The organism is Pseudomonas sp. EA_5y_Pfl2_R50, from assembly GCF_963970475.1.
In the GTDB taxonomy this organism is placed as follows: domain Bacteria; phylum Pseudomonadota; class Gammaproteobacteria; order Pseudomonadales; family Pseudomonadaceae; genus Aquipseudomonas.
In genome coordinates this window covers 590,843-611,419 of record NZ_CAXAPT010000002.1, presented here as the reverse complement: position 1 = coordinate 611,419, position 20,577 = coordinate 590,843, and the positions used below count along the sequence as shown (strand labels likewise).

General features: G+C 61.2%; 21 protein-coding genes. 12 read left to right on the top strand and 9 right to left on the bottom strand.

What is annotated here, in order from left to right; translation table 11 throughout:
• Positions 1-82 precede the first annotated feature (82 nt).
• Entirely contained in the window at positions 83-235 is a 153-nt protein-coding gene (locus AACY19_RS05910; protein WP_339448907.1) for a hypothetical protein, read from the bottom strand.
• 84 nt (positions 236-319) lie between these two features.
• Here AACY19_RS05910 and AACY19_RS05905 point away from each other — a divergent pair, with 84 nt between their 5' ends.
• The 3 genes from AACY19_RS05905 to AACY19_RS05895 all read left to right on the top strand — a co-directional run bounded on the left by AACY19_RS05905 (position 320) and on the right by AACY19_RS05895 (position 2,994).
• Positions 320-670 carry a MerR family transcriptional regulator gene (locus tag AACY19_RS05905; RefSeq protein ID WP_339448863.1) on the top strand — a complete coding sequence of 117 codons (351 nt, stop codon included), beginning with the start codon at positions 320-322 and terminating at the stop codon, positions 668-670.
• Between the two features lie 25 nt (positions 671-695).
• Positions 696-1,379 (top strand): SDR family oxidoreductase, encoded by a 684-nt coding sequence (locus tag AACY19_RS05900; protein ID WP_445262287.1) that lies wholly within the window; start codon positions 696-698, stop codon positions 1,377-1,379.
• A gap of 256 nt (positions 1,380-1,635) precedes the next feature.
• Positions 1,636-2,994: an 8-oxoguanine deaminase gene (locus AACY19_RS05895; RefSeq protein WP_339448861.1), complete on the top strand. Its 1,359-nt coding sequence runs from the start codon at positions 1,636-1,638 to the stop codon at positions 2,992-2,994.
• 123 nt (positions 2,995-3,117) lie between these two features.
• On the opposite strand, the gene AACY19_RS05890 is transcribed toward AACY19_RS05895, so the two are convergent.
• Positions 3,118-4,209, bottom strand: a complete 1,092-nt coding sequence (locus AACY19_RS05890; protein WP_339448859.1) for a calcium:proton antiporter — start codon at positions 4,207-4,209, stop codon at positions 3,118-3,120.
• A gap of 288 nt (positions 4,210-4,497) precedes the next feature.
• Here AACY19_RS05890 and AACY19_RS05885 point away from each other — a divergent pair, with 288 nt between their 5' ends.
• The 3 genes from AACY19_RS05885 to AACY19_RS05875 all read left to right on the top strand — a co-directional run bounded on the left by AACY19_RS05885 (position 4,498) and on the right by AACY19_RS05875 (position 7,715).
• Positions 4,498-5,571 carry a BMP family ABC transporter substrate-binding protein gene (locus AACY19_RS05885; RefSeq protein ID WP_339448858.1) on the top strand — a complete coding sequence of 358 codons (1,074 nt, stop codon included), beginning with the start codon at positions 4,498-4,500 and terminating at the stop codon, positions 5,569-5,571.
• Positions 5,572-5,715: 144 nt separating this feature from the next.
• Positions 5,716-6,681, top strand: coding sequence for a 2-oxoglutarate and iron-dependent oxygenase domain-containing protein (locus tag AACY19_RS05880; RefSeq protein WP_339448857.1), 966 nt, complete (start codon positions 5,716-5,718; stop codon positions 6,679-6,681).
• Between the two features lie 80 nt (positions 6,682-6,761).
• The gene (locus tag AACY19_RS05875) at positions 6,762-7,715 is read left to right on the top strand and encodes an adenosine deaminase (protein ID WP_339448855.1); all 954 of its coding nucleotides are present in this window, start codon (positions 6,762-6,764) and stop codon (positions 7,713-7,715) included.
• Positions 7,716-7,835: 120 nt separating this feature from the next.
• On the opposite strand, the gene AACY19_RS05870 is transcribed toward AACY19_RS05875, so the two are convergent.
• The 3 genes from AACY19_RS05870 to AACY19_RS05860 form a co-directional block, all read right to left on the bottom strand.
• Positions 7,836-9,218, bottom strand: coding sequence for an MFS transporter (locus tag AACY19_RS05870; protein WP_339448853.1), 1,383 nt, complete (start codon positions 9,216-9,218; stop codon positions 7,836-7,838).
• A 129-nt stretch (positions 9,219-9,347) separates the two neighbouring features.
• A complete protein-coding gene (locus AACY19_RS05865) occupies positions 9,348-10,082 on the bottom strand; it encodes an ArsR/SmtB family transcription factor (protein WP_339448851.1) in 735 nt (244 codons plus the stop codon).
• Between the two features lie 317 nt (positions 10,083-10,399).
• Positions 10,400-11,329 (bottom strand): LysR family transcriptional regulator, encoded by a 930-nt coding sequence (locus tag AACY19_RS05860; protein WP_339448849.1) that lies wholly within the window; start codon positions 11,327-11,329, stop codon positions 10,400-10,402.
• Positions 11,330-11,448: 119 nt separating this feature from the next.
• Between AACY19_RS05860 and AACY19_RS05855 the strand changes: the two genes are divergently transcribed.
• From AACY19_RS05855 to AACY19_RS05845, 3 genes are all read left to right on the top strand, one after another.
• A complete protein-coding gene (locus AACY19_RS05855) occupies positions 11,449-11,742 on the top strand; it encodes a putative quinol monooxygenase (protein ID WP_339448847.1) in 294 nt (97 codons plus the stop codon).
• 32 nt (positions 11,743-11,774) lie between these two features.
• On the top strand, positions 11,775-12,788 hold the full coding sequence (locus AACY19_RS05850; RefSeq protein ID WP_339448845.1) for a zinc-binding alcohol dehydrogenase family protein: 1,014 nt from the start codon (positions 11,775-11,777) through the stop codon (positions 12,786-12,788).
• A gap of 151 nt (positions 12,789-12,939) precedes the next feature.
• Positions 12,940-13,113, top strand: coding sequence for a hypothetical protein (locus tag AACY19_RS05845; protein WP_339448843.1), 174 nt, complete (start codon positions 12,940-12,942; stop codon positions 13,111-13,113).
• Between the two features lie 5 nt (positions 13,114-13,118).
• Here AACY19_RS05845 and AACY19_RS05840 read toward each other — a convergent pair whose 3' ends face one another.
• A complete protein-coding gene (locus AACY19_RS05840) occupies positions 13,119-14,321 on the bottom strand; it encodes a multidrug effflux MFS transporter (protein WP_339448841.1) in 1,203 nt (400 codons plus the stop codon).
• An 89-nt stretch (positions 14,322-14,410) separates the two neighbouring features.
• The gene (locus AACY19_RS05835; protein ID WP_339448840.1) at positions 14,411-14,608 is read right to left on the bottom strand and encodes a cation transporter; all 198 of its coding nucleotides are present in this window, start codon (positions 14,606-14,608) and stop codon (positions 14,411-14,413) included.
• A gap of 147 nt (positions 14,609-14,755) precedes the next feature.
• Between AACY19_RS05835 and AACY19_RS05830 the strand changes: the two genes are divergently transcribed.
• The 3 genes from AACY19_RS05830 (at position 14,756) to cueR (ending at position 18,137) form a co-directional block, all read left to right on the top strand.
• Positions 14,756-15,139, top strand: a complete 384-nt coding sequence (locus AACY19_RS05830; RefSeq protein WP_339448838.1) for a hypothetical protein — start codon at positions 14,756-14,758, stop codon at positions 15,137-15,139.
• Positions 15,140-15,333: 194 nt separating this feature from the next.
• On the top strand, positions 15,334-17,727 hold the full coding sequence (locus AACY19_RS05825) for a heavy metal translocating P-type ATPase (protein ID WP_339448837.1): 2,394 nt from the start codon (positions 15,334-15,336) through the stop codon (positions 17,725-17,727).
• Positions 17,724-18,137, top strand: coding sequence for a Cu(I)-responsive transcriptional regulator (gene cueR, locus AACY19_RS05820; protein WP_095122009.1), 414 nt, complete (start codon positions 17,724-17,726; stop codon positions 18,135-18,137). Before AACY19_RS05825 ends, cueR begins: the two co-directional genes overlap by 4 nt.
• Here the strand turns inward: cueR and AACY19_RS05815 are convergent.
• Positions 18,091-19,299 (bottom strand): MFS transporter, encoded by a 1,209-nt coding sequence (locus AACY19_RS05815; RefSeq protein ID WP_339448832.1) that lies wholly within the window; start codon positions 19,297-19,299, stop codon positions 18,091-18,093. The two genes, cueR and AACY19_RS05815, sit on opposite strands and share 47 nt — an antisense overlap.
• 328 nt (positions 19,300-19,627) lie before the next feature.
• Positions 19,628-20,524 (bottom strand): PA4780 family RIO1-like protein kinase, encoded by an 897-nt coding sequence (locus AACY19_RS05810; protein ID WP_339448830.1) that lies wholly within the window; start codon positions 20,522-20,524, stop codon positions 19,628-19,630.
• Positions 20,525-20,577 lie beyond the last annotated feature (53 nt).

The following is a 20,577-nucleotide window of genomic DNA, read 5'->3' as shown; positions in this document are numbered from 1 at the left end:
GGGCCTCTTCGCGAGCCTGCTGGCGAAGACTTACTCACAGGCAAGACCTGAGCAACGCCCCACGCCTGCGGATGTGCACAGGCTAAAACATCCGCAGTTCGCCAGGGATGTCCAGTGCAGTCAACCAGTCGTGAAAAAAAGCAAAACTCCACGGCGTGGCAAACGCTGCCGTGACGATCAGGTCGTACCAGGCGCTGCCGCGCACCACGTTGCGATACTGCGTTGAAGTCCACATCATCCTTGCTCCGGAAATTCAGGGAGCAAGCACGGTAAAGCCTGGAGTATGCTCCAAGGTCAATCGCCCTTTTCGAGAGCCGCCATGCGCATCGGTGAATTAGCCCAGGCCAGCGCCGTCAGCCGTGACACCCTGCGCTTCTACGAGCAGCGCGGCCTGATCGCGGCGCAACGCAGAGCCAACGGTTACCGCGACTATCCGCCGCAAATGCTGCAACTGGTGCTCTACATCAAAACCGCGCAACGTCTGGGATTTACCCTGGGCGAAATCGGCAACAGCGTCGCCGCCTTGTGGATCGCCCCCGCCCCGGACAACGCGGTGGCGCAATTGCTGCGCGACAAGCTGCAACTGATCGAAACCCGAATGAGCGAGCTCGACGCGCTGCGTCAGCGATCGCAACTCCGCCTCGGTCAGGCCTGTCCATTGAATCCATGATCCTCATTCATCAAGGAAGCCCATCATGTCTGTAAAAAACGCACTGATCATCGGCGCCTCCCGGGGCCTGGGCCTCGGTCTGGTGAAAACATTGCTGGCCGACGGCTGGCAGGTCACCGCCACCGTGCGCAATCCGCAAAACGCCGAGGCGCTGCAAGCGCTGGGCAAGGTGCGGATCGAGAAGCTCGACATGGATGACCAGCAAGCGGTGATTGCCCTGAGCCAACAGCTCAAGGGCGAAACCTTTGACCTGCTGTTCGTCAACGCCGGGGTCAAAGGCCCGGTCGATCAGACCCCGGGCGGCGCGACATTGGCGGAAGTCGGTCAGCTGTTTTTCACCAACGCCGTGGCGCCGATCAATCTGGCCCAGCGGTTTGTCGGGCAGATTCGTGATGGCAGCGGCGTGCTGGCGTTCATGAGCTCCGGACTGGGCAGCGTGACCGTGCCAGACGCGCCGGAACTGGCGCTGTACAAGGCGAGCAAGGCTGCGCTGAATTCGATGACCAACAGTTTTGTCACGCAGTTGGGCGAGCAGAAGATGACGGTGCTCTCGCTGCATCCGGGCTGGGTGAAAACGGACATGGGCGGTGACGGGGCCGACCTGGACGTCGAGACCAGCACCCGTGGGCTGATTGATCAGGTGAATGCGTATACCGGCAAGGGCGGCCATCACTTCATCAACTACAAGGGCGAAACCATTCCCTGGTAAACACTGAAGATCCCAATGTGGGAGCGGGCTTGCTCGCGAAAGCGTCGTGTCAGTCGGTATTGAATTGCCTGACACACTGCTTTCGCAAGCAAGCCCGCTCCCACAGGGGGTTGTGTGGTGAATGGTCGGGTTGGGCTTGCCCGATGCAACAATTTGTTTGAAACTGCGCACCTCGTCCCCGCGGCGACCCTGGATCAGCAGACAGGGCATCACTGAGCTGGCAACCCTGAACCCAACTTTCAGAGGAGCCGGCAACATGCCCGCGACCCGTACCTGGTTAAAAAATCCCCTCGCCATTTTCACCTCCAACGAGCTCGATGCCCGTGGCGGTCTTGTCGTGCAAGACGGTGTCATCGTCGAAGTGCTGGCGGCCGGCCAACAGCCGTCGGCGCCGTGCAATGAAGTGTTCGATGCCCGCGAGCATGTGATCCTCCCGGGCCTGATCAACACCCACCATCACTTCTATCAAACCCTTACCCGCGCCTGGGCGCCGGTGGTCAATCAGCCATTGTTCCCGTGGCTGAAAACCCTGTACCCGGTCTGGGCGCGCCTGACGCCTGAAAAACTCGCGCTCGCCACCAAAGTCGCGTTGGCCGAACTGCTGCTGTCGGGTTGCACCACCGCAGCCGACCATCACTATCTGTTCCCGGACGGTCTGGAAAACGCCATCGACGTGCAAGTCGACACCGTGCGTGAACTGGGCATGCGCGCCATGCTCACCCGCGGTTCGATGAGCCTCGGCGAGAAAGACGGCGGCCTGCCGCCGCAGCAGACCGTGCAGGAAGGCCAGGTGATTCTCGACGACAGTCAGCGCCTGATCCACGAGTACCACGAACGTGGCGAGGGCGCGCAGATCCAGATCGCGCTGGCGCCGTGCTCGCCGTTCTCGGTGACCCCGGAAATCATGTCGGCCAGTGCTGATCTGGCAAACAAGCTCGACGTGCGTCTGCACACGCACTTGGCCGAAACCCTCGACGAAGAAGATTTCTGCCTGCAGCGTTTCGGCCTGCGCACCGTCGATTATCTCGACAGTGTCGGCTGGCTCGGCCCGCGCACCTGGCTGGCGCACGGCATCCACTTCAACCCGGACGAAATCGCCCGCCTCGGTCAGGCGGGTACCGGTATCTGTCATTGCCCGAGCTCGAACATGCGCCTGGCCTCCGGCATATGCCCGAGTATCGAACTGACCGATGCCGGTGCGTTGTTCGGTCTGGGCGTCGACGGTTCGGCATCCAACGATGCGTCGAACATGATCCTGGAAGCGCGCCAGGCGCTGTACATCCAGCGCCTGCGTTACGGCGCCGAGAAGATCACCCCGGAACGCGTGCTGGGCTGGGCGACCAAGGGGTCTGCGAGTTTGCTGGGGCGTACCGATATCGGCGAACTGGCGGTGGGCAAGCAGGCCGATCTGGCGCTGTTCAAGCTTGATGAACTGCGCTTCTCCGGCAGCCACGATCCGGTTTCGGCGCTGCTGTTGTGCGGTGCCGATCGTGCGGATCGGGTGATGATTGGTGGCAAGTGGCGTGTGGTCGACGGTCAGGTTGAAGGCCTTGACCTGAAAGGCCTGATCGCCGATCACAGCCAGGCGGCCCGTCAGTTGATCGCCGGAACCTGACCCCGTCGTTCAAAACTGTGGGAGCGGGCTTGCTCGCGAAAGCGTTGTGTCAGTCGGTATTGAATTGCCTGACACACTGCCTTCGCGAGCAAGCCCGCTCCCACATTGGGTTTTGTGGTGGGCTTAAAGGCCCAGTAGGGACAGCATGATGAAGGTAGCGAACAATACGAAGTGCGTCATGCCTTCGATGGCATTGGTTTCGCCGTCATTGAGGTTGATCGCGCTGACGATCAGCGTGATGAAGATCATCACCGTCTGCACCGGGGTCATCGCCATCTGAAACGGCTGGCCGGTATACAGCGCCATCGCTTCCATCACCGGCACGGTCAGAATCACCGTCGACAACGACGCGCCCATCGCAATGTTCACCACCGATTGCATGCGGTTAGCCAGTGCCGCGCGCAACGCAGTCAGAATCTCCGGCGCCGCAGAAATCGCCGCCACCAGAATCGCCGTGATCACCGGCGGCGCGCCCGTGCCTTCCAGGCCCAGATCGAGGGTCTTGGACATCACTTCAGCCAGTGCGCCGATCACCACCACGCCCGCCACCAGAATGCCAATCGACAATGCCAGGCTGACCGGTTTCGGCTCCTCCTCGTTCGGTTCTTTCTTGCGGCGTTTGTCCGGGTAGCTGTAGCTGAAAAAGTAACTGTGCGGGCCGACCTGCATGCGCAGGAACAAGGCATACAGCACCACCATCGCACCGATGGTGAACGCCGAATAAATCTTCCAGTTGGCTTCGGGAATGAATTCCGGCACCACCATCGACACGCCCATGGCGGTGAGGATCATCACGCTGTAACTGCGCGCCGAATCGTCGTTGTAGGACTGCTCACCGTGCTTGATCCCGCCCATCAGCGCGGCGAGGCCGAGGATGCCGTTGATGTCGAGCATCACCGCCGAGTAGATCGTGTCGCGCACCAGCGTGGCCGAGGCTTCGTTGCTCATCATGATCGCGAGGATCACCACTTCCACCAGCACCGCAGCGAGGGTCAGGATCATCGTACCGTAGGGGTCGCCGACTTTTTCGGCGAGCAGTTCGGCTTGATGGGCGACACGCATCGAGGCGGCGACGATGAAGGCGATCAGCGCCAGACCGCCGATCAGCGCGACGATCTGGCCGCTGTGCAACAGCCAGTGTTCCAGCGGATAGGCGACGCACGCGGCGATGATTGCCAGGAGCAGAAAGCTTTCTTGCTTGAGGATCGAGAACATGGCGTGCCTTTGTACCGAAGAGTGCGAATGAGCTACTGACTGCGGGGCGGCGCTAACGTTTCGTTACACATTAGCGCACCAGCGAATAGCAGCGAGTTTGGCAGGTGCCCTTTTATTGGCCTTACCGGCCTCTTCGCGAGCAAGCCCGCTCCCTTATTGGAATGCGCTCGAATGTGGGAGCGAGCCTGCTCGCGAAGGCCTTCACACGATTTCAAACCGGTTTGTTGTCCTATTGGTCAGCAATTTGCATTGACCCTGACCACACACAACAAAACGGAGCTCCAATTCATGCAAATACGTCCGCTGCACAAACTGCTGTGCGCCGCCCTCGGTCTGGGGATCAGCCTGAGCGCCAGCGCTGCCGATCCGCTGAAGGTCGGTTTCGTCTACATCGGCCCGATCGGTGACCACGGCTGGACGTATCAGCATGAGCAGGGGCGCAAGGCCCTCGCGGAAAAACTCGGCACTCAGATCACCACCAACTACGTCGAGAACGTTGCCGAAGGCGCCGACGCCGAGCGGGTGATCCGCAACATGGCCAAGGACAAGTACGACCTGATCTTCACCACCTCCTTCGGCTACATGAACCCGACACTGAAAGTCGCCAAGCAATTCCCCAAGGTAACTTTCGAGCACGCCACCGGCTACAAGCAGGACAAGAACCTCGGCACCTACCTGGCGCGCACTTATGAGGGCCGCTACGTCGGCGGTTTCCTCGCGGCGAAGATGACCAAGACCAAGAAGATCGGCTATGTCGCCTCCTTCCCGATCCCGGAAGTGATCCGCGACATCAACGCCATTCAACTGGCCCTGAACAAGTACAACCCCGGCACCGAGATCAAAGTGGTGTGGGTCAACTCATGGTTCGACCCGGGCAAGGAAGCCGACGCCGCCAACGCGCTGATCGATCAGGGTGTCGACGTGGTGTTCCAGCACACCGACAGCCCGGCGCCGATCCAGGCTGCCGAACGCCGTGGCGTGTACGCGGTGGGTTACGCCTCGGACATGGCCCACTTCGGGCCGAAAGCGGTGCTGACCTCGATCGTCAACGACTGGGCGCCGCACTACATTCAGGCGACGCAAAGCGTGATCGACCACACGTGGAAATCCCAGGACTACTGGGGCGGGCTGAAGGAAGGCACGGTTGAACTGCCGATCAGCGATCTGGTGCCGGCGCCCGTGAAAGCCGAGGCCGAGCAGATCATTGCCGACATCAAGAGCGGTACGTTCCAGCCGTTTACCGGACCGATCAAGGATCAGGCCGGCACCGTGAAAATCCCGGCGGGCGTAAGTGCGACCACGGCGGAACTGGCGTCGATGAACTATTACGTTGAAGGCATGAAGGCCGAGATGCCGAAGTAATTTTTACTCATCACACAAAACCCTGTGGGAGCGGGCTTGCTCGCGAAAGCGAAGTGTCAGGTAACTCATGTTTCAACTGATACGACGCCTTCGCGAGCAAGCCCGCTCCCACAGTTGAATCTTCAGCGTATTCAAGGATTGTGTATGGATCAGCTTCCGGTCATCGACATCAGCCCGCTCTACTCCATCGACGAAAACGCCTGGCCCGCCGTGGCCGAGCAAATCGACCACGCCTGTCGCGAGTGGGGCTTCTTCTACATCAAGGGCCATCCGATCTCGCCGCAACGCATCGACGCGGTGCTCGATCAGACTCAACGGTTCTTCGCCCTGCCCGCTGCCGAAAAACTCAGGATCGACATCACCCAGACCCGCCACCATCGCGGCTATGGCGCCATCGCCACCGAGCAACTCGACCCGAACAAACCCAGCGACCTGAAAGAAACCTTCGACATGGGCCTGCACCTGCCGGCCAATCACCCCGATGTGCTCGCGGAAAAACCCTTGCGCGGCCCCAACCGGCATCCGTCTCAAGCGGGTTGGGAAGCATTGATGGAGCAGCACTACCTCGACATGCAGGCCCTCGCGCAAACCCTGCTGCGGGCGATGACTATCGCGTTGAACATCGAACGTGATTTCTTCGACAGCCGCTTCGTTGATCCGGTCAGCGTCCTGCGCATGATCCATTACCCGCCCCGCCACACCGCCAGTTCCGTCGAACAGCAAGGCGCCGGTGCGCACACCGATTACGGCTGTATCACCCTGCTCTACCAAGACAGCGCCGGCGGCTTGCAAGTGAAGAACGTCAAAGGCGAATGGATCGACGCGCCGCCGATTGACGGCACCTTCGTGGTCAACCTTGGCGACATGATGGCGCGCTGGAGCAATGACCGTTATCGCTCGACCCCGCACCGGGTGATCAGTCCACTCGGGGTGGACCGTTACTCGATGCCGTTCTTCGCCGAACCCCACCCCGATACCCGCATCGAATGCCTGCCCGGTTGCCAGGACGCACAGCACCCAGCCAAATATCCGACGACCACTTGCGCCGAATTCCTGCTGTCGCGCTTCGCCGATACCTACGCCTATCGGCGTGAGCAGGAGGCCGTGTGATGGATCGCTTGGTCAGGTTTTGCCAATTGTTTCGGCGCGCATCTGTAGAATGCCGTCATTGCACCTGATGAGAAAAGAATATGTACGACTGGCTCAACGCCTTGCCCAAGGCTGAACTGCACCTGCACCTCGAAGGCTCGCTCGAGCCCGAGCTGCTGTTCGCCCTGGCCGAACGCAACAAGATCGCCCTGCCGTGGAGCGATGTGGAAACCCTGCGCAAGGCCTACGCCTTCAACAACCTGCAGGAATTTCTCGACCTGTATTACCAGGGCGCCGACGTGTTGCGCACCTCGCAGGATTTCTACGACCTGACCTGGGCCTACCTGCTGCGTTGCAAGGCACAGAACGTGGTTCACACCGAACCGTTCTTCGACCCGCAGACCCACACCGACCGGGGCATTCCGTTCGAAGTGGTGCTCAACGGCATCGCCGCGGCGCTGAAGGATGGTGAGCAGCAACTGGGCATCACCAGCGGATTGATCCTGAGCTTCCTGCGTCACCTGAGCGAAGAAGAAGCCGAGAAAACCCTAGATCAGGCGCTGCCGTTCCGTGACGCGTTTGTCGCTGTCGGCCTCGACAGTTCCGAGATGGGCCACCCGCCGAGCAAGTTCCAGCGCGTGTTTGATCGTGCCCGTCACGAAGGCTTCCTGACCGTTGCCCACGCGGGCGAAGAAGGCCCGCCGGAGTACATCTGGGAAGCCATCGACCTGCTGAAAATCCAGCGTATCGACCACGGCGTGCGCGCCATCGAAGACGAGCGTCTGATGCAGCGGATCATCGACGAGCAGATCCCGCTGACCGTGTGCCCGCTGTCGAACACCAAACTGTGCGTGTTCGATCACATGTCGCAACACAACATCCTCGACATGCTCGAGCGTGGCGTGAAGGTCACGGTGAACTCCGATGACCCGGCGTACTTCGGTGGTTACGTAACCGAGAACTTCCATGCGCTGTACGAGCACCTGGGCATGACCCAGGATCAGGCCAAGCGCCTGGCGCAAAACAGCCTCGATGCGCGCCTGGTAAAACCGTAAGGCCGCTGAAGATCCAAATTGTGGGAGCGGGCTTGCTCGCGAATGCGGTATGTCAGATAGACGAATGTTGACTGACACACCGCTTTCGCGAGCAAGCCCGCTCCCACATTGGTTCTGTATTTAGCCTGGGATTTGGACTTCGGTCAGTTCTTCGAGGGTCTTGCCCCGCGTCTCCATCCCGAACAGCCACACCACCCCCGCCGCAATCGCAAAGCACGCCGCGCCCAGCGCAAACACTCCGCCCTGCCCGGTAATCGGGAACACCAGCCCGGTCACCAACGGCCCGAGCAGAGAACCCACGCGGCCAATCGCCGAGGCAAACCCCGAGCCTGTCGCCCGCGCCGAGGTCGGATACAACTCCGGCGTGTAGGTATAAAGCACCGCCCACATACCGAACAGAAAGAACTGCATCAACAAGCCCGTGCCGATCAGCAACGTCACGTTGCCGCCGAACACCGCGCTCTGCCCATACAGAAACGCCATCACCCCGCCGCCGAGCAAGGTGACGATGCACACCGGTTTGCGTCCCCAGCGTTCGACCAGCCACGCCGCCATCAGAAACCCGGGAATCCCGCCCAGCGAAATCAGCACCGTGTAATACACCGACTGGGTCACGGCGAAACCCGACTGTTGCAACAAGGCACTGAGCCACGACGTCAGCCCGTAAAACCCCAACAGCGCGAAGAACCACAGGCTCCAGATCATCGTCGTGCGCTGGCGGTATTGCGGCGACCAGATCTGCTTGAGCGCCGAGAAGAGGTTGCCCGGTGGCGTCACCGTGCGCGGCAGGCGCACAGGCTCCGGCAATGCAGCGCCTCCCAGTGAGGCACGGACGCGACTTTCAATGCCGTCGAGGACGTTATCCGCCGCGTCGTGGCGCCCGGCCTGCTCCAGCCAGCGTGGTGACTCGGGAATGAAAAACCGGATCGCCAGCACAAACACCGCCGGCACGGCCAACACCAGAAAGATGTCGCGCCAGCCAATCACCGGTAACAGAAAGTAAGACAGTACGCCGGCCGCGACGAAACCGAGCGGCCAGAATCCGTCCATCAACGCGATGTAGCGGCCACGTCGTTGCGCCGGGATCAGCTCCGAGAGCATCGACTGTGCAATCGGGAACTCCATGCCCATGCCGATCCCCAGCAAAATGCGGAACAGCGTCAACGTCTCGACCGTTTGTGCCGTCGAACACAGGTAGCTGGCCACGCCCCACAGGACGATGCTCCACTGGAACACCGGTTTGCGCCCGAAACGGTCGGCGAGCATGCCCGACAACGACGCCCCCAGCACCATGCCGAAGAAGCTCGAACTGGCGAGCAACCCGGCTTGCGCACTGCTCAGACCGAACTCGGTTTTGATCGAGCCGAGCAGAAACGTCATCATCGCCAGGTCCATGGAGTCGAAGAAAAACGCCAGGGCGATGATGATGAAAATGATCCGGTGATAACCACTGACGGGCAGGCGTTCCAGTCGTTCTGCCGCGCTGTAGCGATGAATGTCCATGCCGTGCTCCCCCTCCGAAAAAAATCCCCGGAACGAGTGTGCGCGATGGTGATTCAGAGACGGTACTGGATGCGACCTGCCCGCAGTCATGGACGACGCCGTAGCCCCTGACGTCGATCAGCAACCCTTCTAGAACGCCAATTCCAGCTCGGTTTCCTTGGCAAAACGATGGATTTCGCGCTGCCCCGCCGCAGTCAATTGCAACGCGCGGGAATCGTTGGGCAAGGTCAGCCAGCCGGACTGCAGGAACAACTGCAACAGCGCCGCCCCCAGGGAGCCGCCCATGTGCGGGCGTCTTTCGCTCCAGTCCGGGCAGGCGCACGCCACGTGCACATTGCGATGAGCCAGCGCCTGGATGAACACCCCGCGCTTGGCCAGTTGCGTGGAACCCTTATGGGTCACGACCACCCGTTGTTCGAGCTGTTCGATCCAGCCGGCATCGAGCAGACGCTGATACAGATCCGCCGCCAGCGTGCCGCCCAGATGGTCGTCGCAGAAACGCGCGCGCAGCAGCGAAGACGGCGCCGCCTGCGGCTTGGCAATCGCAGTGCTGCGTTTGAATGCCGGCGGAATCTCCCGGGGAGCGCTGGCGATGGTGGCGCTGGCCAGTGCCTCGATGGCGGCACCGACCTCCGGCGCCGCCAGCCGGAAAAAGCGCTTGCGACCGCGAATCTCGACTTTCAACAGGCCGCCAGCGGACAGACGCCCTAGGTGTGCACTGGCCGACGACGGCGACAGACCTGCCAGTAGCGCAAGCTCCTCGGTTTGCCGGGCCGAGCCATCCATCAGCGCCCACATCATCGCGCTGCGCTTGGGGTCGGCCAGCAACGTGGCGATCTGGCTGATGCAAGGTGCATGTTCCATGTATTCACTCCCTGTGGAATCGTATCGTCTACTGCTCGGAGACATCTTGACCAGTAATGGGTCGGCGGCCAAGGACGCGAAACACGTCCTGGACCGGGGCAAGGCAGGCCATTGCCGCAACATGCTCCGGCACAGAATCCGCAACGCGGGTGCCCCCCTGAATAACCTCGGGACGGCTCCGCGTGACAGCGCCCGGCCGGGGTTTCGGTACTGGCATGAGGCGGGCGCTAGTATAAGCGGGATGCACGCCCCGTCCCGTGCCGGAGCCTGCACGGGTGGTGATTGTTCCTGAAAGAAATTTCTCTATTTACGTGCGACTAATGATCATCCTGCGGAAAAACGGGAAATTGACTACTCAATTCAGCGCATCGGCTGGCGAGCATTTCCCTCAACAGGTTCACCGGCTTACTCAATTGTGCGCGATGGGCGCACAACAGATTCAGCGGAGCGCGCTCGCACAGCAGCTCCGGCATCAGTACTTTGAGACGTCCCGCGAGGACATCGGCGCCCACGTCCAGCCACGATTTGTAGGCGATACCCGCGCCCGCCAACGCCCATAAGCGCACCACATCGGCGTCGTCGCTGAAGCGGTCGCCGCTGACGGTCAGGCCGACCTCGCGCTTGCCGTCATGAAAACTCCAATGGTCGTGGACCCGGCTGCCGAGCATATACAGCAGGCAGTTGTGCTGGGCCAGTTGCTCAAGCTGGCGCGGCTCGCCTTGGCGCGCCAGATAGTCCGGGGACGCGCAGAGTACGCGACGGTTTTGCGGGGCAATCGGTAATGCCACCAGACTGGAATCTTCCGGCTCGCCATAACGCAGGGCGATGTCCACCGGCTGACGAAACAGGTCGGCGATGCGGTCGCCGAGCAGCAGGCGCACGGTCAGTTTCGGATGCGCGCGCTGGAATTCATCGAGCCACGGCAACAGCAGATTGCGCCCGAAATCCGATGGCGCCGACAACTGCAGGACGCCACTGACCTGATCCTGCCCGCTGGCCAGCAAACGCCGACCTTCATCGAGATTGCTCAACGCCGCCCGGGCGTATTCAAGAAAGCCCTCACCTTCGGCGGTCAGGCGCAGACTGCGAGTCGAGCGCGCCAGCAAGCGTGCGCCGAGCTGTTGCTCGATGCGCTTCAATGCCGCGCTGGCTACAGCGGCGGACATGTCCATTACCCGTGCCGCTGCGCAAAGGCTACCCAGGTCCGCCGCGCGAACAAACAACTGCAAATCGTCGAAACGCAGCATTCCCAGCCTCGATTATCAAAAAAAAATTGAAAGAGACTGCTCTTTTAGCCGGTTTTATCTCGCGCAGAAATAGCCAATCATCTGCTCCATCGAATTCGTCCCGCTTTCCGGAGCCGCACATGTCCCAGTCATTCACCGCCATCGCCACCCTGACCGCCAAACCTGGCCAGCAGGACACCCTCGAACAAGCGCTGCGCGCGCTGGTTGCGCCGAGCCGTGCCGAGGAAGGTTGCAGCCAATACGACCTGCACCGCGATCTGATCGACCCGCAGGTGTTCTATGTGATCGAACAGTGGGCCAGCGAAGACGTCCTCCAGGCGCACAACGCCAGCCCACACTTCCAGAATTTCCAGGCCAGCGCCGGCCAGACCATCGAGCACTTCGAGCTCAGACGACTCGGCGCTATCGCCTGAATCCTTCTTCTACTAACTGTACGGAGCCACTTATGAAAGCCATCGCCTACTACGCCTCCCTGCCAATCAGCGACGCCCGATCCCTGCAAGACATCGAGCTGCCAGAGCCGGTTGCCGGTCCGCGTGACCTGCTGGTGGAAGTCAAAGCCATCTCGGTCAACCCGGTCGACACCAAAGTGCGGCAGAACGTGGCACCGGAACATGGCACAGCGAAAGTGCTGGGTTGGGACGTCGCCGGTGTGGTCAAGGCTGTCGGCAGCGAAGTGACGCTGTTCAAGGCTGGCGACAAAGTCTTTTACGCCGGCTCCATCGCCCGCGCTGGCGGCAACAGCGAACTGCACGTGGTCGATGAGCGGATCGTTGGCCATATGCCCAAATCCCTCGGTTTTGCCGAAGCCGCCGCCCTGCCGCTGACCGCGATCACCGCGTGGGAATTGCTCTTCGAACGTCTGCAAATCAGCGAAGGCACTGCCGATGAAGGTCAGAGCCTGCTGATCGTCGGCGCGGCAGGCGGGGTCGGCTCGATCCTGACGCAATTGGCCAGACAGCTGACCGGCCTGAAGGTCATCGGCACTGCATCCCGCGAACAGACCCGGGACTGGGTGAAAGCACTGGGCGCCGACCAGGTGATCGATCACAGCCAGCCGCTGAGCGAAGAACTGAAGCGTGCCGGGATCGACAATGTCACCCATGTCGCCAGCCTGACCCAAACCGATCAGCATCTCGATCAGTTGGTCGAAGCGCTGGCGCCACAAGGCAAACTGGCGTTGATTGATGATCCGAAGTCGCTGGACGTGACCAAACTCAAGCGCAAGAGCCTGTCGCTGCACTGGGAGTTCATGTACACCCGCTCGCTGTTCGAGACCGCGGACATGATCGAGCAACACGCCCTGCTCAACCGCGTGGCAGAGTTGATCGATGCGGGAACGTTGAAGACTACCGTGGGCGAGCACTTCGGCACGATCAATGCGGCCAACCTGCGCCGGGCGCATGAGCTGCTAGAGAGTGGCAAAGCCAAGGGGAAAATTGTTTTAGAAGGTTTCTAAGGCAAAAGATCGCCGCCCTCGGCAGCTCTGGCGAAGGCGGCGAGGGCTTTTTGCCGTCAGTCCGACAGTTGACCCTTGTCACAATTGCGATCGTATTCAGGACTACAATCGAAGCCTCTGCGATACATCTTTTACGCATGGGAGGTCAGCAATGAAGATCCTGATAAAAGAAGTGGCAAAGTCTCAATGGCAGGTTCGCCTGGACCAACACGCCGTGACATTCCGCAGTGAAGCCGAAGCCCTGGCCTTCACTCGAACCCTCGAAGCGCGACTTTGCGCGCCCCACCAGATTCCCGATCACAGCCAGCACCGCGCCGCCGGCTGAGTTGCCTAGACTTCGGCTTGAGCTTGTGCCAGCGCCCGGGCATTTTGCAGACGCCGGGTGAGCAGCGCCACGCTCACCACCAGCACACCACACAGGCTGATGACGATGGCCATCGGCACGGCGGAGCCGTCGTGCAATATACCAACCAGTGCAGAAGCGCCGGCCGCGACGCTGAATTGCATGCAACCGAGCAACGCCGAAGCACTGCCGGCACGCCCGCCCTGACCGTTCATCGCACACGCTGCCGCGTTGGGACTGATGCAACCCAGGCTGGACACGCAGATGAATAATGGAATCAGCAGCGGCCACAGCGATTCAGTGTGCAAAGCACTGACCGCCAACAACGTCAGCCCCGCCGCGAGATACACCCACACCGCCCGCGACAGCAGGAATGCCGGCCCACGCTTGGCCAGCAGTCGCGCATTGACCTGCGCCACCAGAATAAAACCCGCCGCATTGGTGCCGAACAGCCAGCCAAAGTGCTCGGCCGGGACACCGTAGAGTTTGATGAAGATAAACGGTGAGCCGGCGATGTAGGCGAACATCCCGGCGATGGCGATGCCGCCGGTCAGGGCATGGCCGAGGTAAACCCTGTCCTTGAGCAACCGCCCGTATTGACGCAATGCACCGGACAACGGCTGGCGTGGCATGTGCGCCGGCATGCTTTCCGGCAGACCGAGGGCCACCGCCAGACCTGCCAATGCGCTGAACCCGGTCAACACCAGGAAGATCGACTGCCAACCCGTGGTGTTGACCAGCAGACCGCCAAGCATCGGCGCCAGAATCGGGGCCAGGCCCATCACCAGCATCAGTTGCGAAAAGACTTTCGCCGAGCCCACCGCGTCGCATTTGTCGCTGACCACTGCCCGGGAAATCACCATCCCCGCGCAGCCGCCCAATGCCTGGACGAAACGCGCGCCGATCAGCCATTCGAGGTTCGGTGCATAGGCGCAGGCCAGTGACGCCAGGGTGAACAGCGTCAGCCCCACCAGCAACGGCACCCGCCGTCCGAAGCGATCCGCTACCGGGCCATACGCCAGTTGACCGAGGGACAGGCCGGCGAAATACGCCGCCAAGGTCATCTGCACGTGTTTTTCGTCGGTGGCGAAGGCCAGGGCCATCGAAGGAAACGCGGGTAGATAGAAATCGATGGCCAGCGGCCCGAAGGCAGTCAAGGCACCGAGAATCAGAATGGTACGGAAGTTCATCAGGCATCCAGTCAGGCAAGTCGGCAGCCCGACAGTCTAGCTGCGCCCGGACGCCTTGAACATTCCGATAGCTCGCTAACGATAAAACTTCAGACGAGTTTCACTGCGTAGCCTTCTTCGCTGATCGCTTCGATGACCTGATCGCTGGTCAACGTGCTTTCGACGCCGACTTCTTTCGCCGCCAGGTCGACGCGCACGCTGGCCGCCGGGTCACGGGCCTGCACCGCGTGGGTGATGGCCTTGACGCAGTGGCCGCAGGACATGCCTTGAACGTTGAACACTTGCATGGAATGACTCCTTTGAGTGAGGTTGCCAGCACTCTGGAGCTTGCCACGATGGCAAGGTCAAGTTCTGGAAAAAACTGCCGGGCTGGCAATCGGCGCCGCGCTCGGCCAAGCTGCGTACATCAATGACTCGATTCAGGAGATTCAGCCATGCGCTGGTCAGCTTTCAGCCTGTTTGGCTTTCTCAGCCTCTTCGCCACCGTCCCCCAAGTGCAAGCCGCGGGCGAGGACTACGCGGTGCTGATCATTTCCCGCGAGCGCCTGGAAGTGTCGACCTCATGCGAGATCGGCGTGTACATCCAGGATCAGCTTTCGGCGCGGTTGCTGCAGGAGCAAAGCATTTCCTTCAACCTGCCGCCGGGCACTGTGTCACTGCGTCTGAAATTGCTGCCGGGCCAAGTCGCCGGGTGCAACCCGGGAATGCTCGCACCGGGTTCGCAGGAGATCAAACTGCGTGCCGGTGATGTGCTGAAGTATCGGTTGGCGATGAATTCGGAAGGTGTCTATTTGAAACCCGCCGCCCTCGAATACTAAGCAAATCCAGACCTGTGGGGGCGAGTCTGCTCGCGAAAGCGGTATGTCATTCAGCAATGAAGCTGAATGAAAAGCCCCCTTCGCGAGCACGCTCGCTCCCACTGTTGTTTTACAGCGCGTCAAATGATGGCGCTTGACCTTGCCCGCATGGCAAGGTTGATCCTTGTAGGCATCTACTACAGGGAGTACGACCGATGTCCGATTCCATCACTTTCGACCTGCCGATCAGCGGCATGACCTGCGCCAGTTGCGCCGGGCGCGTCGAGCGGGCCTTGAGCAAAGTCAGCGGCGCCAGTGCCGTCAGCGTCAACCTGGCCACCGAGCAGGCCCGCGTGCAGGCACCCGGTGACAGCCTGCACGCGCTGGTGCAAGCGGTTGAAAGCGCGGGTTACAGCGTGCCGCAGCAGTCCATCGAATTAAGTATCGAAGGCATGACCTGCGCGTCCTGCGTCGGTCGCGTCGAGCGTGCCCTGAATAAAGTCACGGGGGTGAAAAGCGTCAGCGTCAATCTGGCCAACGAACGTGCCCACCTCGAATTGCTCGGTCAGGTCGAACCGCAAACCCTGCTCGACGCCGTCAGCAAGGCCGGTTACTCGGCCAGCGTCTGGCAAGCCGAACTCCCGCAGACGGATAACCAGCAACAGAAGCTCACCCATGAACGCTGGGCGCTGATCTGCGCGATCACCCTCGCTCTGCCGCTGGTGGCGCCGATGTTGCTGCAACCGTTTGGCGTCCACTGGATGCTCCCGGCCTGGGCGCAATTTGCCCTCGCCACGCCAGTGCAATTCATTTTCGGTGCACGGTTTTATGTCGCCGCGTGGAAAGCCGTGCGTGCCGGCGCCGGCAACATGGACTTGCTCGTCGCCCTCGGCACCAGTGCCGGTTATGGCTTGAGTCTCTACGAATGGGCGACAGCTGCCGGGCGCATGCCGCATCTTTACTTCGAAGCGTCGGCGGTGGTCATCGCTCTGGTACTGCTGGGCAAATATCTGGAGAGCCGCGCCAAGCGCCAGACCGCCAGCGCCATTCGGGCCCTCGAAGCATTGCGCCCGGAGCGGGCGATTCAAGTGATCGACGGTCGCGAACAGGACGTTGCCATCAGCGCCCTGCGCCTGAATGACCTGGTGCTGGTCAAACCCGGCGAACGCTTCCCGGTGGACGGCGAAGTCATCGAAGGCCAGAGCCATGCCGATGAAGCGCTGATCAGTGGCGAAAGCCTGCCGGTGCCGAAACAACCGGGGGACAAGGTCACCGGTGGCGCGATCAACGGAGAAGGTCGCTTGCTGGTGCGCACTCAGGCGCTCGGCGCGGAAACGGTATTGGCGCGGATCATTCGCCTGGTCGAGGACGCTCAAGCCGCCAAGGCACCGATCCAGAAACTGGTGGATAAAGTCAGCCAGGTCTTCGTGCCGACCGTGTTGCTGATTGCCTTGGCGACGTTGATCGGCTGGTGGCTGTATGGCGCGCCGATGGAAACCGCACTGATCAATGCTGTCGCGGTTCTGGTCATCGCCTGCCCATGTGCGCTGGGCCTCGCCACGCCAACCGCAATCATGGCCGGCACCGGCGTGGCCGCGCGCCACGGCATCCTGATCAAGGACGCCGAAGCGCTGGAACGTGCCCATGAAGTCAGCAGCGTGGTGTTCGACAAGACTGGCACGCTGACGTCCGGCACGCCGCGCATCGCCCATTTCAAAGCCGTCGATGGTGATGAAAACAATCTGCTGAAACTGGCGGGCGCCCTGCAACGCGGCAGCGAACATCCACTGGCGAAAGCGGTGCTGGATGCTGCAGCCGAACGCGAACTGATCGTCCCGGATGTCAGCGACAGCCAATCCCTGACCGGGCGTGGCATCGCCGGCAATCTTGATGACCGACGCCTTGCGCTGGGCAATCGGCGAATGCTCGAAGAGAGCGGCTTGAGCGCCGGTGACCTCACCGAATCTGCCAAAGCCTGGGAAACCGAGGGCCGCACGCTGTCATGGCTGATCGAGCAAAGCCCGACGCCGAAAGTGCTCGGTCTGTTCGCCTTCGGTGACACCTTGAAACCCGGCGCACTGCAGGCCGTGCAGCAACTTGCCGCACGGGATATCCACAGCCACTTGCTGACGGGCGACAATCGCGGCAGCGCTCGGGTGGTTGCCGAGGCGCTGGGCATCCGCAATGTCCACGCCGAAGTACTGCCAGCGGACAAAGCCGCCACCGTCGCCGAGCTGAAAAAAACCGGCGTGATCGCCATGGTCGGCGACGGCATCAATGACGCTCCAGCCCTCGCCGCTGCCGACATCGGCATCGCCATGGGTGGCGGCACTGATGTCGCGATGCATGCGGCGGGCATCACCTTGATGCGCGGTGATCCACGGCTGGTGCCAGCGGCGCTGGAGATCAGCCGCAAAACCTACGCGAAGATCCGGCAAAACCTGTTCTGGGCCTTCGTCTACAACCTGATCGGCATTCCGCTGGCAGCGTTCGGCTTCCTCAACCCGGTATTGGCCGGCGCGGCGATGGCGTTGTCGAGCGTCAGCGTGGTGAGCAATGCGCTACTGTTGAAAACCTGGAAACCCAAGGATCTGGAGGAGCACCGATGAACATCGGTCAAGCGGCCAAACACAGTGGCCTGAGCGCGAAGATGATCCGCTATTACGAGTCGATTGGTTTGCTCAAAGCGGCCCATCGCACCGACAGCGGTTACCGCGTCTACGGCGACGACGACCTGCACACCCTGGCATTCATCAAGCGTTCGCGTGACCTCGGATTTTCACTGGAAGAGGTCGGCAAACTGCTGACACTCTGGCAGGATCGCCAGCGCGCCAGCGCCGATGTAAAAGCACTGGCGCGCCAGCACATCGACGAACTGAACCAGAAGATTCGCGAACTCGGTGAGCTGCGCGACACCCTGCAAGACCTGGTCGAGCACTGCAACGGCGACCACCGCCCGGACTGCCCGATCCTCAAGGAACTGGCGTCGGGCTGCTGCGCGCAACCCGCCCGCGCTTGAGTGCCAACAGCTTCAGTGCGAGCAACGTACTGAGGGGAATGCCGTGGAACAGCATGACCACGGCACCCGGCGTCCACCAGGCGTAGAACGGCGCGGCGATCAGCATGCCGATGCCGAATCCGGTCATTTGCAGCAAGGTCAGTACGCTGAAAATCGGCAGACGCAATCGCTCGGGTTCGCGTTGCAGACGCGACATCAGCCCGACTTCGGAAACACCGTCCCCCACTCCCGCCGGCAAGGAAAACAGCAGCAGACCGTAGAGGCTGTGCTGCTGAAACATCAGGATAAAGCCGCAGGACATCAGTGCCACGCCGAAGAAAAACCGCCGTTCGAGGTTGATGTTGTCCGAGCCTTCGAGACGGCTGGCGATTCGCGCTCCCAGCAATTTGCCGCTGGCCCACACCGCGAGCATCAGGCCCAGCGTGGTGCTCGCCGATTCTGGCGTGAGCAGCTTGGAGATGATCGCAAAGCCGACGTTGTGCGCAGCACTGCCCAAGGTGTCGGCCATGGTCACCGCAAGCATGGCGGCAATCACCGGTGCAGCGCGCAGGCCTTGCTTGAGGGCTGACCAGTCGCCGCGTTCCGGTTCGTCGTTGACGGTCGCCAGTTCGAACCGCAGCGGCACGATCAACAACGCCGCGAGCAAGTAGGTCAGCGCATTCAGGGCAAACACCGTTTCAAAACCAAAAGCGGCGACCAGCAACCCCGACACCAGACTGCCAACCACCATTGCGGCGGATGAAGCCGAGGTGATCCAGGCGTTGGCCTTGAGCAATTGATCGGCGGGAATCAAACGTGGCAATTGACTGTTGAGACCGATGGCGAACATCGAATTGCCCAGGCCCAGAGCGAAGGCGATCACTGGTAACAGCAAGGCCTGTTGACTGACAGGCACGATCAACAACAGACCCAGCACGCTGGCGCGCAACAGGTCGAACGCGATCAACGGCGCGCGCCCACTGCAACGGCGGTAAAACGCAGTACCGATCACACTGGCGAAAACCCCGCCGCCCACACGACTGGCGAGGAAAATCCCGACGCTCATGGCGCTGTTGCTCAACAGGTAGACGTAAGTGGCCAGCGCAACCATGTTGAGGAAAGCGCCGAAATCCGAGACCAATCGCGCGGTGACGATCAGGTGGGTGTTGCGCGGGGTGGTCACATTCAGTCCTTGAGTGTGGTTGGAGCGGTGGACAGTAGACGCGAAATTGCGTTGATCCGAAAGTGGCCCTCACCCTGACCTTCTCCCAGGGGGAGAGGGGACTGGGATGCTGTGGAGATACGCCGACCTGAAATTTCTTCACCGAATCCAAACAGGTCCAAATGCTGACCCCATCCAATCCATGATCGACCCGGTGTTTCAGGTCGATGTATGACGCAAGACACCTCGGTCGGCCCCCTCGCCCTCCGGGATAGGGCTGGGGTGAGGGCTTTCGGGGATTATGATTCAAACAAAAAACCCGGCCGAAGCCGGGTTTCTGTTCAAGCGATCACTGCATCCATGGCGGTGGCGGTGGTTCGTCGGACTTGCCTTTCGGCTCGTCGTCCGCCGCACGGATCGCCTGCTTGCGTTCCTCGTCGAGGCGCGCCGCTTCGATTTCGCGCAACACCCCACCGACATCGGCGAGGTCTTCCGGGTCATCGAACTCGCCGGTCAGCACACTGTTCGGGTGCAAGGTGCCGGCTTCGTACAGCGCCCACATTTCCTTGGCGTACCTGGTCTGCTTCAACTCCGGGGCAAAGCGCCCGAAGTACGAAGCCATGTTGCCGACGTCACGCTCGAGCATGCTGAACGCGTGATTGTTGCCGGCAGCATCGACCGCTTGCGGCAGGTCGATGATGACCGGGCCGGTCGGGGTCAGCAGCACGTTGAACTCCGAGAGATCACCGTGCACCAGACCGGTACACAACATCAGCACGATTTGCGAAATCAGAAACGCGTGATATTCGCGCGCCTGATCCGGCTCCAGCACCACGTCGTTCAGACGCGGCGCGGCATCGCCGAATTCGTCGGCCACCAGTTCCATCAACAGCACGCCGTCGAGGAAGTCATAGGGCTTGGGCACGCGCACACCGGCGCCGGCCAGACGAAACAGCGCCGCGACTTCGGCGTTCTGCCAGGCGTCTTCGGTCTCTTTGCGACCGAATTTCGAACCCTTGGCCATCGCCCGGGCCTGACGGCTGTTACGAACCTTGCGGCCTTCCTGATACTCGGCCGCCTGGCGGAAACTGCGTTTATTCGCCTCCTTGTAGACCTTCGCGCAACGTAACTGATTACCGCAGCGCACTACATAAACAGCTGCTTCTTTGCCACTCATCAGTGGGCGCAGCACTTCGTCGACCAGACCGTCCTCGATCAGGGGTTCAATGCGTTTTGGAGTCTTCATCAGCTTTTATTGTGGGTCCTTTATTACCAAACACGCGAATGTCACTCGTTATA